Here is a 15,047-nt window from a genome sequence, read left to right as displayed (position 1 = left end):
GCGTGGGTTTTATCCGCGCTCTGGGGCTTTGCAAATTTCTTGCATTCCATTAATCGCGGGTATATACACGCACCATGCTTCCTTCTCAATGTTTGTGCACCAACCTGCGTCGCGCCGCCCGTGGCGTCAGCAGGTTCTACGACGGCGCTCTCGACGGCTTCGGGATCAACGTTGCCCAGTATTCCTTGCTGAGCAACCTGCGGCGCCTGGACCAACCGAGCATTTCCAGCCTGGCCGAAGCGATGGGGCTGGATCGCAGCACCCTGGGCCGTAACCTGCGGGTGCTGGAAGGCGAGGGGCTGGTCCGGTTGTCCGAAGGCGAGGATCAACGCAATCGCATCGTCCAGCTGACCGAGGAAGGCCAGCAGCGATTGCTGGCGGCCTTGCCGGCCTGGGAGGCGGCGCAACAGCGTTTGATCGACCGTCTGGGTGCAGAGAAACGCGAAACCTTGCTGGCCTTGCTGAACGAACTGGCGTGAACGCCTTTTGTTCGATGATAAGCGGGTATATACCCGTAAATGGAGAATAACGATGACTTCGATGTGGCGTACCAGCGGTTGGGTTCTTCTCGGGAGTGCGCTGATCCTGGCCTTGTCCCTGGGGGTAAGACACGGTTTCGGTCTATTTCTGCCGCCCATGAGCGCCGAGTTCGGCTGGGGGCGCGAGGTGTTTGCCTTTGCCATTGCCTTGCAGAACCTGATCTGGGGCCTGGCCCAGCCCTTCACCGGCGCCCTGGCCGACCGCTTCGGCGCGGCCAAGGTGGTGATGATCGGCGGCGTACTGTACGCCGTGGGCCTGTTGTTCATGGGGTTGGCCGACTCGCCACTGTCGCTGTCGGTGAGCGCCGGATTGCTGATCGGTATCGGCCTTTCGGGGACCTCGTTCTCGGTGATTCTCGGCGTGGTGGGGCGTGCACTGCCGGCGGAAAAACGCAGCATGGGCATGGGCATCGCCAGTGCGGCCGGTTCGTTCGGTCAGTTCGCCATGCTGCCGGGCACCCTGGGTTTGATCGGCTGGCTCGGCTGGTCGTCAGCGCTGCTGGTGCTGGGGTTGCTGGTGGCGTTGATCGTGCCGCTGGTGAGCATGCTCAAGGACAAGCCGCTGCCAAGCCTGGGCCATGAACAGAGCCTTTCCGAGGCCTTGCGTGAAGCCTGCTCACATTCCGGGTTCTGGCTGCTGGCGTTCGGCTTTTTCGTCTGTGGTTTCCAGGTGGTATTCATCGGCGTGCATTTGCCGGCTTACCTGGTGGACCAGCATTTGCCGGCCACAGTGGGCACCACGGTGCTGGCGCTGATCGGCCTGTTCAATATCTTCGGGACCTACACCGCTGGCTGGCTGGGCGGACGCATGTCCAAGCCACGCTTGCTGACCGGCCTGTACCTGTTGCGCGCGGTGGTCATCGGCCTGTTCCTCTGGCTGCCGGTGACGCAACTCAGCGCATATCTGTTCGGCATGGCCATGGGCTTCCTGTGGCTGTCGACGGTGCCCCTGACCAATGGCACGGTGGCCACCTTGTTCGGGGTGCGCAACCTGTCCATGCTGGGCGGCATCGTGTTTCTGTTTCACCAGTTGGGCTCGTTCCTCGGCGGCTGGCTCGGCGGGGTGGTCTACGATCGAACCGGGAGTTATGACTTGATCTGGCAGGTGGCGATTCTCCTCAGTCTGCTGGCCGCGGCCTTGAACTGGCCGGTGCGCGAGCGTCCGGTCGCGCGTTTGCAGGCAAGCGTGGCATGAGCCGGGCAGGTCTGCGCTGGGTCGGCCTGGCGGTTGCTGCCTCGCTGTTGGCGTTGGCCTGGTGGGGCTGGCACCAGGGTGGGCTGGCGCTGATGCAGTTGGGCATGGGCGTCTGCTAGGAAGCGCTTGCTAGGGCGTCCGCCGGGCGAGTAGCTTCACCCTCTGACGGTACTTTCAAGGAGTTGAATATGTTGGCGCGCTGGCTTGCTGTTCCAGCTGTACTCATGGTGTTCGCAGGTTCGACCTGGGCGGACGAATGTCCGTCGCTGTTGCAGGGCTCGCTGCCCAAGCTACGCGCCAAGGAATCCATCGACCTGTGCCAGCGCTTTGCCGGCAAGCCGCTGGTGGTGGTCAATACCGCGAGCTTTTGCGGCTTTGCCCCGCAGTTCAAGGGGCTCGAAGCGCTGTACCAGCGTTACAAGGATCAGGGGCTGGAGCTGGTAGGCGTGCCGTCCAATGACTTCAAGCAGGAGTCCAAGGATGGCGCGGAAACGGCCAAGGTCTGTTATGTGAACTACGGCGTCACCTTCACCATGACCGAACCGCAGCAGGTCCGAGGCCCGGACGCGGTGCATCTGTTCAAGGTCCTGGCCGAGCAGAGCAGTGCGCCGAAGTGGAATTTCTACAAGTATGTGGTCGATCGCCAGGGCAAGGTGATCGCCAATTTCTCCAGCCTGACCAAGCCGGACAGTCCGGAACTGATCGAGGCGGTGGAACAGGCGCTGGCGTCCAAGCCTTGAGTGTTATCCGCGGCCAATAAAAAAGCCCCGGCATCCTTGGATGCAGGGGCTTTTTCGTTCAGGCCGTCAGGCTTCAGAAGCGGTAGGTTGCACCCACGCCAAAGCCGTTCGCACTGTTCTCGTACTCGGAGCTGTAAGACTGGCCGAGCTGCGGGTTCCTGTTGTTGACCTTGACTTTCTCTTCCTTGAGGTAGGAGTAAGCCACGTCGATGGTCAGGTCTTCGGTTGGGCTCCAGCCGGCGCCGAGGCTGAAGATGGTCCGGTCGCCGGTAGGAATGCGTGGCGAACGGTTGGTGTTGTTGGCTGGCGACTGGTCGAAGCTCAGGCCGGTACGCAGTACCCACTGCTTGTTCAACTGGTAGGAAGTACCGATGGCGTAGGCCCAGGTGTCGTGCCAGTTCTGCTCTTCCTTGATGCTGCTGAGCGCACCCGGGGCCAGAAGACCGCCGGCGCTGGCAGTTACACCTTCGTTTTGCACGGTGATGTCTTTCAGGCGGCTCCAGCGGGTCCAGGTCGCACCGGCATAGAGTTTCCAGGCATCGTTGAGGTCCTGGGTCACCGACAGGTCGGCCGATTCAGGGGTGGTGATGTCCAGCGAGGCATCGTAGCGAGCGCCACGCAGCAGAGCGCCTGGAGTACCGGCGCCTGGGCTGACTTCGGTGTGGCCTTCCAGCTTGTACTTGACCTTCGAGTGGTAGGTCAGGCCCACGCGGGTGGTGTCGGTTGCCTGGACCAGCAGCCCAATGTTGTAGCCGTAGCCAATGTCGTCACCCTTGATTTGCACACGGCCGTCGTTAGGCGAAAGAGGGGTGGTCAGTGCCGATTCCAGGGTGCCGGAGATACGGTTGATGGTCGGACCGAAACCGATCGACACCTTGTCGTTGAAGGCGTAGCTGACGGTTGGCTGAAAGGTGATGACTTTAACTTCGCTCTTGCTGCCGAAGTTACGGCCCTGGAAGCCGTTTTCGTAGTCGGTGATCAGGCCGAATGGGGCATAGACACCCAGACCGAAGGCCCACTGATCGTCGATAGGCTTGACGTAGTAGCCCATCGGCACGGCAGTGAAAGGCACCATGTCGCCTTTGTTGGTGCCGCTACGGCTGCCGCTGGCATCGTTGATGTCGGTGGATGCATCAATGGCCGCGACGCCGCCAGTGATTTGCTGGCGTTTCAGGCGCGACATACCGGCAGGGTTGCCAAAAACTGTGCTTGCATCGTCCGCAGCAGAGGATCGACCGGCGAAACCAGTACCCATGCCGCTGATGCTTTGTTCGTTCAGGGCAAAACCACTTGCGAAAAGTTGGGTGGATGCCATGGCAACGGCAAGGCTAAGACTGGTTTTGAGTATTACTTTTTTCATTATTAGAACTCCTGGTGATCACCGGAGCGAAAATTACCAACATTTCCTCCTCAGCGCTATAGCCTGTATGGCTTGAGATAGAGCGGTTTTGTAGGACAATCAGACCAAAATTGCCGTTGTTTGCACGAACTTGTAAAAAGTCCGATCAGCAGGCGACCTGATTCAGTGGTGCAACACAGGTTTGCCAGGCATCGGCAAAGTCCCGCAAGCGTCCTTGTGGCTGGAAGATCTGCTTCCAGATGCGAGCCATGCCGAGCAGGTCGCCGGCTTCGGGGAGCGGGGTGTTCTGCTCTTCTACCAGCAGCCAGGCGATGGCGGTGGCGTAACGCAGGTTGACGGTCAATTCCAAGTGCGGGCCGCTGAGGAATGCGTGCTGGCTGGCCAGGCCGCGAACCAGGCTGGCGCGTTCCGGATCCAGCGCCAGATAGTGGTCCCAGAGTGCCTGGTGGCGGGGTTCTGCGATGCGGTAGAGGCCGTGGCCCCTGCGGTCGTGCAGGGCGGAGCCGAGGGCGGATTGGCTGGCGGCGATGCCTAGCAGCAGTGATTCTGCGGTGCGACTGTGGTTGCCCAGATAGATCAGGGTCGGGCGGATCACGTAGCGGCACAGTTCGCTGGCGGCAATACCCATAAAGCCCTCGAAGCGTGAAAGTGGCCGGCGAGGCCTGATGGGGGAGCTTGGCAGCGGTGGATCGGTCAGACTCGCCGGAAGCGGATCATGCCGCTTGAGTTGAAGTGTAGTGTCATATCGTTGCTGTAAAGGACTGTTTTTAAAATATTTCCAGCTTCGAGTTATAACCGTTATATCGGATGGTGCTTTAGCCGACGGCGGAAAAACCGAAATAACAGGCAATAAAAAAGCCCCGCTGTTCAGTCGGGGCTTCGGGTTTTCAGCGCTCTGGCGTCTCAGGCAGTCAGGGCCTGACGGGTGCGCTCGATCACCGCTTGCAGCGGCTCGGCGCTGGAATACTGGTCGGGGTACAGGCGTTCGCTGTGACGAGCAATACCGTGTTCGTTGACCAGGGTGAAGCTGAAGCAGCCTTTGCGAGCGGCCATGATCAGGCAGTTCATTGGAGCAAAAGCGTTGGTGAGGGTGCGAATGGCATCCTGAGTCTGGATTTGAGTAGACATAGTTATTGGGTGTTCCTACAAATGACACGGTTAAGAACCGTGCAACGTTAAAACGTTCCAGTAACGCCGACCACCATTGGTCGAACGAAGAACCCGACTGGAACAAAGCAGCCAGTTGGAAGCGCTTTATCAAGTGCGCGCTAGGGCTGGCAGGTAGGTACTTAGGAGGGCAGGCAATCACAGCGGGGGTTAAGGTTCTGGGCCCCAGGTGAAGATCCTGATCAATTTGCAGGTTGGTTCGGTCAGAGTAAAAGGGCTTCGCGACATCCTTTGCAATGTGTTCAACGGCGGTGTCGGCGAAAGCTTTACCTGGAAACCAGCGAGGTGGTCGATCCCGTGTAGTCGGTAGAAACTTCTCTTCAGGGAAGCTGAACCGGGGGACTTGTTCGACCAGAATTGACTTTCAGCTTGGTACTAACGCTGTGGATGATAACGGATTGATGTAGCTGGTGCAAGTGTGTTAGGCAAAATGGTTATGAGTATCGCAGGGCAGGCCGCGAATGAGCCGGGCCGGACTTTCACCGCAGTGGGGCAGAAAAGTTGTTACTGGAATCTTTGGTCTTCGATGTTGTTCTCCCGGGAACGGACGAAAAAGGTGCAGCGATATAACTGGATCGAGGGTACTTGTGCACAATAGTTGCGCGGGCTGTCACCGGCCTGTCACCTCACCTGCCGGGCCCTCCAATGCCTGCGATGAAAATTTAAGTCAATGAAAAACATCGGTTTTTTTTACTGGTGAAAAAATCGTCAGTTTGACTGCGGGCCCCGTCCCATGCGGCTTTCGGCGACTTGTAGGGCGGTTGTCCACTGAGTTATCCACAGCTTCTGTGGATTGTCCCAAGCGCTTGCTCTAGCACGGGCGTGCCGAGTTCTTTTCGACTTTACGCGTGCGAAAAAAGGAGTAGAGTGGCGCGCCTTCCGATCTGCCCTACAGTGCTTTATGAAGTTTCGCTCAGTGTCACCTTCTGTTACCTCTGCCTCTTCCAGTGTTACCGAGCCCAAGCGTTTTTCGTTACGCGTGGCCATGTGGCTGCTCGACAGCCCACGCCTGGGTGATAACCGGAACATCAAGCACTTTGCCGGGCGTTTGCTCAAGCAGCCTGCCCGGGAAGGGGTGGTGGCAGCACAGAGTCGTCTTGGCCAACTGATGTGCCGCGAATGCGGCAACGCCCGCGATCGGCGGATCGGCCACGATCTGCTGCGTCAGGCGGCACGGGCTGGCGATCGTCGCGCCCAGCAGGAGCTTGGCCAGATCGAAGACTGAGCTGTCCAAGCCTCGGTCCCTTGGTTAACCTTCAAGCTTTATTTCCCTGTCTGGAGTGGCTATGGCTATGGACTTGACCAGCGTACTGCTCGGTCTGGCAGGCGCGGCATTGCCCTTGGTGGCGCTCGCCTGGCAACTGCAACGCCGTCTGAGCTCCCGCCAAACCGAACTGTCCCTGCTGGAGGAGCGCCTGGCCACCGCACTGCTGGCGCAGGATGGCTTGAACGCCCAGCTGGATGCCTGCCGCGACGAGATCAGCGACCTGGGCCAGGCGAATGCCGTGAAGCAGGCCGATCTGGCGGCGGTGCGCCGGGAAGTCGAGTTGTTGCAGATCGAACGCGACAACGCCCGTGACGCGGCCCACGCCTGGAATCTTGAGCGGGCCAACAAGGAAGCCGAGTTGCGGCGCCTGGACGCCCAGGCCGCGTCATTGAATGCCGAGCTGCGCGAGCAGCAGGAAAGCCACCAGCAACGCCTGAGCGACCTGCAAGGCTCGCGGGACGAGCTGCGGGCACAGTTCGCCGAGCTGGCAGGCAAGATCTTCGATGAGCGCGAGCAGCGTTTTGCCGAGAACAGCCAGCAGCGTCTCGGACAATTGCTCGACCCGCTCAAGGAGCGCATCCAGTCCTTCGAGAAGCGGGTCGAAGAGAGTTATCAGGCCGAAGCGCGCGAGCGTTTTTCCCTCGGCAAGGAACTCGAACGCCTGCAACAGTTGAACCTTCGCTTGAGCGACGAGGCGACCAACCTGACGCGCGCGCTCAAGGGCCAGAAAACCCAGGGCAACTGGGGCGAGCTGATTCTGGAGCGGGTGCTGGAACATGCCGGCCTGGAGAAAGGCCGCGAGTACCAGACCCAGGTCAGCCTCAAAGGGCCCGACGGCGAGCGTTTCCAGCCCGACGTGCTGATCATGCTGCCCGGCGACAAGCAGGTAGTAGTGGACTCCAAGGTCAGCCTGACTGCCTACCAACAGTTTGTCGCGGCGGACGATGAGGTGATCGGCCAGGCGGCGCTGAAACAGCACGTGCTGTCCTTGCGCAATCACGTCAAAGGCCTGGCCGGCAAGGACTACAAGCGCCTGGAAGGCTTGCACAGCCTGGATTTCGTCTTGCTCTTCGTGCCTATCGAGGCGGCCTTTTCCGCCGCCTTGCAGGCCGAGCCCAACCTGTTCCAGGAAGCCTTCGACCGCAACATCGTGATCGTCAGCCCGACCACGCTGCTGGCCACGCTGCGAGTGATCGACAGCCTGTGGAAGCAGGAGCGGCAGAGCCAGAACGCCCGGGAAATCGCCGAACGCGCCGGTTGGCTGTACGACAAGTTCGTGTTGTTCATTCAGGATCTGGATGAGGTCGGCAATCGTCTGCAGCAGCTGGACAAGGCCTACAGCGCCGCGCGCAACAAGCTGACCGAGGGGCGCGGCAACCTGGTCAGCCGTAGCGAGCAACTGCGCTTGCTCGGCGCGCGCGCGAGCAAGAGCCTGCCGGCGGACCTGCTGGAACGGGCGATGACCGATGCCGACGGTGCCCTGCTCGAACTGCCGGATTGAGCTGTAGCCGCTGCCGTAGGCTGCGATCGGCCCCGGAGGGGAAGCGGCGTTTTCAATATCGCTGAAGGTCTTATCGCAGCCTGCGGCAGCGACTACAGGACTCTCAGAGCGGCAGATGCCGGCTCAACAGCGCCCGCAACGCCGCCGGCTTCACCGGCTTGGCCAGGTAGTCCAGCCCCGCGGCGTGTACCTCGGCGACCATCTCGGGGCGTCCGTCGGCGCTGATCACCACGCCAGGTACCGGATCACCCAACTGGGTGCGCAGCCAGGCCATGACCTCGGTGCCGGTTTCACCATCGTCCAGGTGATAGTCCACCAGCGCCAGTTGCGGGCGCACGCCATCACTGAGCAGCGCGGCGCATTCTTCCCGGTTGCGCGCGGTCCAGACCTGGCAGCCCCAGCGGCTGAGCAGGCTGTTCATGCCGATCAGGATGCTGTCTTCATTGTCGACGCACAGCACCTGGGCGCCGGACAGCAGATGACCGTTGAGTTCGGCCACCTGTCTCGGTGCGCTGACAGCTGCCTTGGCCAGCGGCACGCTGACGCTGAAGACGCTGCCCTTGCCCGGCCAGGAGCGGACTTGCAAGCCGTGGCCGAGGACGCGGCACAAGCCATCGGCGATCGCCAGTCCGAGGCCCAGGCCTTTTTCGGCGCGGGTCTGGTGGCTGTCGAGGCGCTTGAACTCTTCGAAGATCACCTGCTGCTTGTCCAGCGGAATCCCCGGCCCGCGGTCCCAGACCTCCAGGCACAGTTGGTTGCCGCGGCGGCGCACGCCCAAGAGCACAGGCCCCTTGGCGTAACGGAAGGCATTGGTCAGGAAGTTCTGCAGGACCCGGCGCAGAAGCTTGATGTCGCTGTCGACCCTGAGACGGCTGCCGCGCAGGCGGAACTTCAAGCCTTGCTCCTGGGCCAGGACCTTGAATTCGGCCCCCAGGGTATCGAACAGCTCGTTGAGCACGAATGGCTTGCGCTCCGGATTGATCTTGCCGTTTTCCAGGCGGGAGATATCCAGCAGGTCGCTGATCAGGTCTTCGGCGGAGCGCAGGGAGCTGTCCAGGTGCTGGACCAATTGCTGGGCTTCGGCGGACAAACCGTCGTTCTGGTGGGAGAGGGCGGCGGAGAACAGCCGGGCGGCGTTCAGCGGTTGCATCAGGTCGTGACTGACCGCCGCCAGGAAACGCGTCTTGGACTGGTTGGCGGCCTCGGCGGTGCCCTTGGCTTCGGTCAGCGCAGCGTTCAACTGCGAAAGCTCCTGGGTCCGTTCGGCAACCCGTTGTTCCAGGCCTTCGTTGGCTTCGGTGAGGGCCTGTTCGGCTTCGCGGAACGGGGTGATGTCGGTGAAGCTCATGACAAAGCCGCCGCCGGGCATCGGGTTGCCGATCAACTCGATCACCCGGCCATTGGGGAACAGCCGCTCGGAAGTGTGGGCGCGGCCCTGGCGCATCCAGTGCAGGCGGCGGGCGACATGCACTTCCGCCTCGCCCGGTCCGCACAGGCCGCGCTCGGCGTTGTGGCGGATGATGTCGGCGATCGGCCGGCCGACGCTGATCAGCCCGTCCGGGTAGTTGAACAGCTCCAGGTAACGACGGTTCCAGGCCACCAGCCTGAGGGACTGGTCGACCACGCTGATGCCCTGGCTGATGTTCTCGATCGCGCCTTGCAGCAGGGCGCGGTTGAATTGCAGCACTTCCGAGGCTTCGTCGGCGATGCGCACCACGTCTTCGAGCTGCATCTCCCGCCCTTCGATGGCGGCCTTGACCACTGCGCGGGTGGACGAGGCGCCGAGGACACCGGCCAGCAGGCGTTCGGTGTGGGCGATCCATTCGCCGTCGGCGTTCTGGTTGGGGTTGAAACCTTTGCCCTGGCGGTAGGCAAAGCGGATGAAACTCTGGCGGGCCCGTTCTTCCCCGACAAAACGTGCGGCGAGCTTGAGCAGGTCGTCGATCTGCACCGACAGCATCGAGCGGGAGCTGGGGCGGCCGCTGATTTCCTGGCCGATGAAGCGCCCGGCCTGCCAGTGTTCCGAAACCCGGGTGCGTGACAGTACCGAGACCCAGGCGAACAGGGTGAAGTTACCGGCCAGCGACAGCACCACACCCTGGGTCAAGGGCGTGATCGGCAGGTTCAGCGGGTTGCCGTGCAGCCAGGCCAGGCCCGGGAAGCTGCTCAGCGACCAGCCCAGGCTGTGGGCGGCGATCGGCAGGATCAGGGTGTAGAACCACAGGAAGGTGCCGGCCGCTAATCCGGCGAACACGCCGCGGCGGTTGGCCTGCTTCCAGTACAGCGCGCCGAGCATGGCCGGGGCCAGTTGGGTCACGGCGGCGAAGGCGATCTGGCCGATGGTCGCCAGGCTCGCGGTGGAGCCCAGCAGACGGTAGCTGACATAGGCCAGCAGCAGGATGACCACGATGCTGACCCGGCGCACCGAGAGCATCCAGTGGCGGAACACTTCGAAGGGTCGCTCGGCGCTCTGCCGGCGCAGCAACCAGGGCAGCAGCATATCGTTGGAGACCATGGTCGACAGCGCCACGCTGGCGACGATCACCATGCCGGTGGCGGCCGACGCGCCGCCAATGAAGGCCAGCACCGCCAGGGCCGGATGGGCCTGGGCCAGGGGCAGGCTGATGACGAAGGAATCCGGCAGGACCGAGCTGGGCAGCAGCATCTGCCCGGCCAGGGCGATCGGCACCACGAACAGCGCGGCCAGGGCCAGGTAGGCGGGAAACACCCACTTGGCCAGGCGCAGGTCCTGGGGCTCGATGTTCTCCACCACGGTGACGTGGAACTGCCGCGGCAGGCAGATGATCGCCATCATGGCGACGCCGGTCTGCACCACCATCGACGGCCAGTTGATGGTTTCCTGCCAGTACTGTTCCAGGCGCGGGGCGAGCATGGCCTGGCTGAACAGATCGTCGAAACCGTCGTACAGGCCATAGGTGACAAAGGCGCCGACCGCGAGAAAGGCCAGCAGCTTGACCAGGGATTCGAAGGCAATCGCCAGCACCATGCCGCGGTGGTGCTCGGTGGCGTCGAGGTTGCGGGTACCGAAGACAATGGTGAACAGCGCCAGGATCAACGACACGATCAGCGCCGTGTCCTGGGCGCGGGTGCCCATGGTGTCGGCGCCGGCGCCGATCAGCAGGTCCACGCCAAGCACGATGCCCTTGAGCTGCAGGGCGATGTAGGGCAGCACGCCAACCAGGCAGATCAGCGCCACCACCACCGCCAGCGACTGGGATTTGCCGTAGCGCGCGGCAATGAAGTCGGCGATGGAGGTGATGTTTTCCTGCTTGCTGATCATCACCATCTTTTGCAGGACCCAGGGCGCGAGCACCAGCAGCAGGATCGGCCCCAGGTAGATCGGCAAGAACGACCAGAGTTGCTCGGCGGCCTGGCCGACGGCGCCGAAGAAGGTCCAGCTGGTGCAATACACCGCCAGCGACAGGCTGTACACCCAGGCACGCACCCGCGGCGGCAAGGGCGCGCTGCGACGGTCACCGTAAAAGGCGATGGCGAACATGATGGCCATATAGGCCAGGGCGACAATGGCGATCAGCCCGCTGGACAACGACATGGAAACTCCGAACATAAAGGCGCGCCGGGCGCTTCAGCCCGGTCAGACAGTCTCGCACGATGTTCGGGGTTCGTCAGTGTCGACCAAGGTATTGGCGCGGCCAGGTGTCGCAGGGGGGAAGTGCGAGCAATCTCGCTTCTGCAAAGGGTGACGAACCCGGCAGGAGCGAGCTTGCCCGCGCTGGCGGTCTCAAGGCCGCAGCGCGATGTCGATCAGTTCATGCAACTCCTGCACGTCAAGCGGTTCCGCGGCGAACAGGATGCGGAACACCGTCGGCGCCACCGTCATGTTCAGTAGTCGATCGAGGCTGGGCAGAGCTGCTTCGCTGTGCCGGTGGCGATCGAGGATGATCTGCAATTGCCCGCTGAGAATGCTCACGCAATAGCCGGGCGTGGCGCTGCATTGCACATCGCGCATCATGTTGCGCCCGGGCTCGGAACTCATTTCGTCGAGGTACTGTTCGGCCCAGGCCAACAGGTCGCCGCGCAGGCTGCCGGTGGCGGCCGGTTCGCTGTCCGGGCGCATGCGCGCCAGGGCGACATCCGCCAGCAGCGTCGACAGGTCGCCCCAGCGGCGGTAGATGGTCGAGGGCGTCACGCCGGCGCGGGCGGCGATTTGCGGCACGGTCAGGGTCGAGCGCTCCTGTTCTTCGAGGAGTTCCCTGACTGCCGAGTGGATGGATTCCTGTACCCGGGCACTGCGCCCGCCCGGGCGTAAACCTTCTTTAATAGCCATGGATCGAACCTTAACACAAAGAATTTGCTTTAAGAGCGAGGCGGTAGCACACTCCGCAAAAGCAAAAAATTAGCTTTAATGGAGCGTGCCCATGTCCAGTCCTGTCGACTCTTCACTGTCAAATCGTTCCAGACTGCTGTTTCTGGCGATCACCTTACTCAGTTTTCTCGCCGCTTCCAGCGTGCCGACACCGATGTACCACCTGTATCAGGAGGTGCTGCAATTCTCCTCGGCGACCCTGACCCTGATCTTCGGCGTCTACGCCTTGAGCCTGTTGGCGGCGCTGCTGACCGTGGGTTCGCTTTCGGATTATCTGGGACGCAAGCCGGTGATCTTCGTGGCGCTGCTGCTGGACATACTGGCGATGCTGCTATTTATCCAGGCCGACAGCGTAGCCTGGCTGATTGCTGCCCGGGTGATGCAGGGATTCGCCACCGGCATGGCCACCAGCGTGCTGGGGGCGGCGCTGCTGGATACCGACCGGCAGCAAGGGCCGCTGGTCAACAGCGTGGCGCCCTTGCTGGGCATGGCCTGCGGGGCGATGGGCAGCGGTTTGCTGGTGGAATACGCACCGTTGCCGCTGCAACTGGCCTACTGGTTGCTGCTGGTGCTGTTTGTCGCCCAGGCGCTGTACGTCTGGCGCCTGCCGGAGACAGTCAGTGCCCAGCCCGGTGTCTGGGCCTCCCTGCGGCCGACCCTGCATGTACCGCCTCAGGCGCGGCGGGCGCTGTGGCTGGCGTTACCGGTGGACGTGGCGGTGTGGGCCGTGGGCGGGTTCTTTCTGTCGTTGGCGCCATCGCTGGTGCGCACCGCGACGGGCTCGACCTCGAACCTGATCGGTGGCGGCCTGGTGGCGGTGCTGACCCTGAGCGGTGCCCTGATGATTGTTTCCCTGCGTCATCGTCCGGCGGACAAGGTACTGCGGCTGGGCGCGAGCCTGCTGGCCGTCGGCATCGGCCTGATCCTGATTGCCGTGCACACCGCCAGCCTGCCGCTGTTCTTTCTCGGCACCCTGGTCACGGGCGGTGGTTTTGGTTCCGGGTTCCTCGGCGCCCTGCGCAGTGTGATGCCCCTGGCCTTGCCCCATGAGCGGGCGGGGTTGATGTCGGCGTTTTATGTGTTGAGTTATCTGGCGTTCTGCCTGCCGTCCCTGCTGGCGGGAAACCTGACGCGCAGTTTTGGCCTGATCGCGACCACCGATGGTTATGGTGCGGTATTGATCCTGCTGTCCCTGGCCGCTTTGCTGGGGCTGCTGCGCCAGCGCACCGCCAAGACCTGCGTCGTGCCAGAAAGTTGAGCGCGTTGGTGGCTGATCCGGGCGCCGGCTTGGGTTAGCCTGCGCATCTGGCGCGCGAGGTGCACGCATCAGCCTTGGGGGCGACGGGCATTCATGAAGATCATTCGCAGTAAAACCTTCACTGGGGAGCGGGCCTGGGCGGCGTTGGATATCGCCAACATGAACGGCATCACCACGCGCCTGCATTGGACCGACCAGCCTTATAAGTGGCACACCAACGACGGGCAGGAAGTGTTTGTCGTGCTCGATGGCCAGGTGCGCATGCACTATCGGGAAAACGGCCTGGAGCACTCGGTGCTGCTGGAGGTGGGCGATATCTTCTACGCCGATGTCGGTACCGAGCATGTGGCTCATCCACAAGGTGCAGCGCGGGTATTGGTGGTGGAAACCGCGGGCAGTGTCTGACTCGTATATTTGTAAAATAGATAACAGATAGAGAAATTACCCGTTATATAGATATTCGATCCGGTTCTATCATGAGCTCCACCTCATCGGAGGACAGGAGATCGCACCATGACATGCCCCAACACCCTCAGAACCGGACGGCCCTTGAGCCAGCTGCAGCATCCTCGCGAAGCCATCCGCCAATTCACCCCCAACTGGTTCGCCGCGACCATGGGCACCGGCGTACTGGCCCTGGCGCTGGCCCAGTTGCCGCTGCGGATCCCGGGCCTGCACCTGCTGGCCGAGGGGCTGTGGCTGTTCACCATCGTACTGTTCGTGCTGTTCAGCGCGGCCTATGCGGCACGCTGGATAATGTTCTTCGACGAAGCCCGGCGGATTTTCGGGCACTCCACGGTCTCGATGTTCTTCGGCACCATTCCCATGGGCCTGGCCACCATCATCAACGGTTTCCTGCTGTTCGGCGTGCCACGCTGGGGCGACGGTGTGGTGCAATTGGCCGAGCTGCTGTGGTGGCTGGACGTAGCGCTGTCGCTGGCTTGCGGGGTGCTGATTCCCTACATGATGTTCACCCGCCAGGAGCACCGTATCGACCAGATGACCGCGGTCTGGCTGTTGCCGGTGGTCGCGGCCGAAGTCGCCGCCGCCAGCGGCGGGCTGCTGGCGCCGCACCTGGTGGACGCGCATTCGCAACTGGTGATGCTGGTGACCAGCTACGTGCTCTGGGCCTTCTCGCTGCCGGTGGCTTTCAGCATCCTGACCATTCTCCTGCTGCGCATGGCCCTGCATAAGCTGCCGCACGAAAGCATGGCCGCCTCGAGCTGGCTGGCCCTGGGGCCGATCGGCACGGGGGCCCTGGGCATGTTGCTGCTGGGCGCGGACGCTCCGGCGATCTTTGCTGCCAACGGCATGGCCGGAATGGGCGAAATCGCCGAGGGCCTGGGGCTGGTGGCCGGTATCACCCTGTGGGGTTTCGGCCTGTGGTGGATGCTGACGGCGCTGCTGATCACCTTGCGTTACCTGCGCGACGGCATTCCGTTCAACCTCGGCTGGTGGGGGTTCACCTTCCCGCTGGGGGTCTATGCCCTGACCACCCTGAAACTGGCCGCTACCCTGAACCTGACGTTTTTTGCGGTGTTCGGCAGCCTGTTGGTCCTGGCGCTGGCACTGATGTGGCTGCTGGTGGGCAAGCGCACGCTGCAGGGCGCTTATCGGGGTGAGCTGTTCGTTTCGCCTTGCATCGCAGGATTAGCGAAATAATCCGCGAACT

14 protein-coding genes are annotated in these 15,047 nt (G+C 62.3%); 9 read left to right on the top strand and 5 right to left on the bottom strand.

Features of this window, described 5'->3' with window-relative positions:
* The first annotated feature begins 74 nt into the window (after positions 1-74).
* The 4 genes from PVZ78_RS27100 (at position 75) to PVZ78_RS27085 (ending at position 2,474) form a co-directional block, all read left to right on the top strand.
* Positions 75-479, top strand: coding sequence for a MarR family winged helix-turn-helix transcriptional regulator (locus tag PVZ78_RS27100; RefSeq protein ID WP_009050253.1), 405 nt, complete (start codon positions 75-77; stop codon positions 477-479).
* Positions 480-531: 52 nt separating this feature from the next.
* Complete coding sequence (locus tag PVZ78_RS27095) at positions 532-1,734, top strand: MFS transporter (protein WP_124301967.1); 1,203 nt, start codon at positions 532-534, stop codon at positions 1,732-1,734.
* Positions 1,731-1,853 carry a hypothetical protein gene (locus PVZ78_RS27090; RefSeq protein ID WP_009050251.1) on the top strand — a complete coding sequence of 41 codons (123 nt, stop codon included), beginning with the start codon at positions 1,731-1,733 and terminating at the stop codon, positions 1,851-1,853. Before PVZ78_RS27095 ends, PVZ78_RS27090 begins: the two co-directional genes overlap by 4 nt.
* 69 nt (positions 1,854-1,922) lie before the next feature.
* On the top strand, positions 1,923-2,474 hold the full coding sequence (locus PVZ78_RS27085; protein ID WP_009050250.1) for a glutathione peroxidase: 552 nt from the start codon (positions 1,923-1,925) through the stop codon (positions 2,472-2,474).
* A gap of 73 nt (positions 2,475-2,547) precedes the next feature.
* Here the strand turns inward: PVZ78_RS27085 and PVZ78_RS27080 are convergent, their stop codons facing one another.
* From PVZ78_RS27080 to PVZ78_RS27070, 3 genes are all read right to left on the bottom strand, one after another.
* Complete coding sequence (locus tag PVZ78_RS27080; RefSeq protein WP_028681972.1) at positions 2,548-3,834, bottom strand: OmpP1/FadL family transporter; 1,287 nt, start codon at positions 3,832-3,834, stop codon at positions 2,548-2,550.
* Positions 3,835-3,979: 145 nt separating this feature from the next.
* A complete protein-coding gene (locus tag PVZ78_RS27075; protein ID WP_009050248.1) occupies positions 3,980-4,462 on the bottom strand; it encodes a hypothetical protein in 483 nt (160 codons plus the stop codon).
* Between the two features lie 275 nt (positions 4,463-4,737).
* Positions 4,738-4,962: a hypothetical protein gene (locus PVZ78_RS27070; RefSeq protein WP_007927809.1), complete on the bottom strand. Its 225-nt coding sequence runs from the start codon at positions 4,960-4,962 to the stop codon at positions 4,738-4,740.
* A gap of 940 nt (positions 4,963-5,902) precedes the next feature.
* On the opposite strand from PVZ78_RS27070, the gene PVZ78_RS27065 reads away from it, so the two are divergent.
* Together PVZ78_RS27065 and rmuC are read left to right on the top strand one after the other, a co-directional pair.
* Positions 5,903-6,226 (top strand): hypothetical protein, encoded by a 324-nt coding sequence (locus tag PVZ78_RS27065; protein ID WP_028681973.1) that lies wholly within the window; start codon positions 5,903-5,905, stop codon positions 6,224-6,226.
* Between the two features lie 175 nt (positions 6,227-6,401).
* A complete protein-coding gene (gene rmuC, locus PVZ78_RS27060) occupies positions 6,402-7,769 on the top strand; it encodes a DNA recombination protein RmuC (RefSeq protein WP_162096439.1) in 1,368 nt (455 codons plus the stop codon).
* Positions 7,770-7,872: 103 nt separating this feature from the next.
* On the opposite strand, the gene PVZ78_RS27055 is transcribed toward rmuC, so the two are convergent.
* Both PVZ78_RS27055 and PVZ78_RS27050 read right to left on the bottom strand, forming a co-directional pair.
* Positions 7,873-11,343, bottom strand: a complete 3,471-nt coding sequence (locus PVZ78_RS27055) for a hybrid sensor histidine kinase/response regulator (protein WP_009050245.1) — start codon at positions 11,341-11,343, stop codon at positions 7,873-7,875.
* Between the two features lie 189 nt (positions 11,344-11,532).
* Positions 11,533-12,078, bottom strand: coding sequence for a TetR/AcrR family transcriptional regulator (locus tag PVZ78_RS27050; RefSeq protein ID WP_016704413.1), 546 nt, complete (start codon positions 12,076-12,078; stop codon positions 11,533-11,535).
* 91 nt (positions 12,079-12,169) lie between these two features.
* Between PVZ78_RS27050 and PVZ78_RS27045 the strand changes: the two genes are divergently transcribed.
* From PVZ78_RS27045 to PVZ78_RS27035, 3 genes are all read left to right on the top strand, one after another.
* Entirely contained in the window at positions 12,170-13,375 is a 1,206-nt protein-coding gene (locus PVZ78_RS27045; RefSeq protein ID WP_016704412.1) for an MFS transporter, read from the top strand.
* A 93-nt stretch (positions 13,376-13,468) separates the two neighbouring features.
* Positions 13,469-13,780, top strand: coding sequence for a cupin domain-containing protein (locus tag PVZ78_RS27040; RefSeq protein ID WP_028681976.1), 312 nt, complete (start codon positions 13,469-13,471; stop codon positions 13,778-13,780).
* A 108-nt stretch (positions 13,781-13,888) separates the two neighbouring features.
* Positions 13,889-15,037: a TDT family transporter gene (locus PVZ78_RS27035; RefSeq protein WP_009050241.1), complete on the top strand. Its 1,149-nt coding sequence runs from the start codon at positions 13,889-13,891 to the stop codon at positions 15,035-15,037.
* The last annotated feature ends 10 nt before the right edge of the window (positions 15,038-15,047 follow it).

The sequence above is a fragment of the Pseudomonas sp. SBT1-2 genome (assembly GCF_028640875.1).
GTDB lineage: Bacteria > Pseudomonadota > Gammaproteobacteria > Pseudomonadales > Pseudomonadaceae > Aquipseudomonas > Aquipseudomonas chlororaphis_I.
This window is presented reverse-complemented; position numbering and strand designations above follow the sequence as displayed.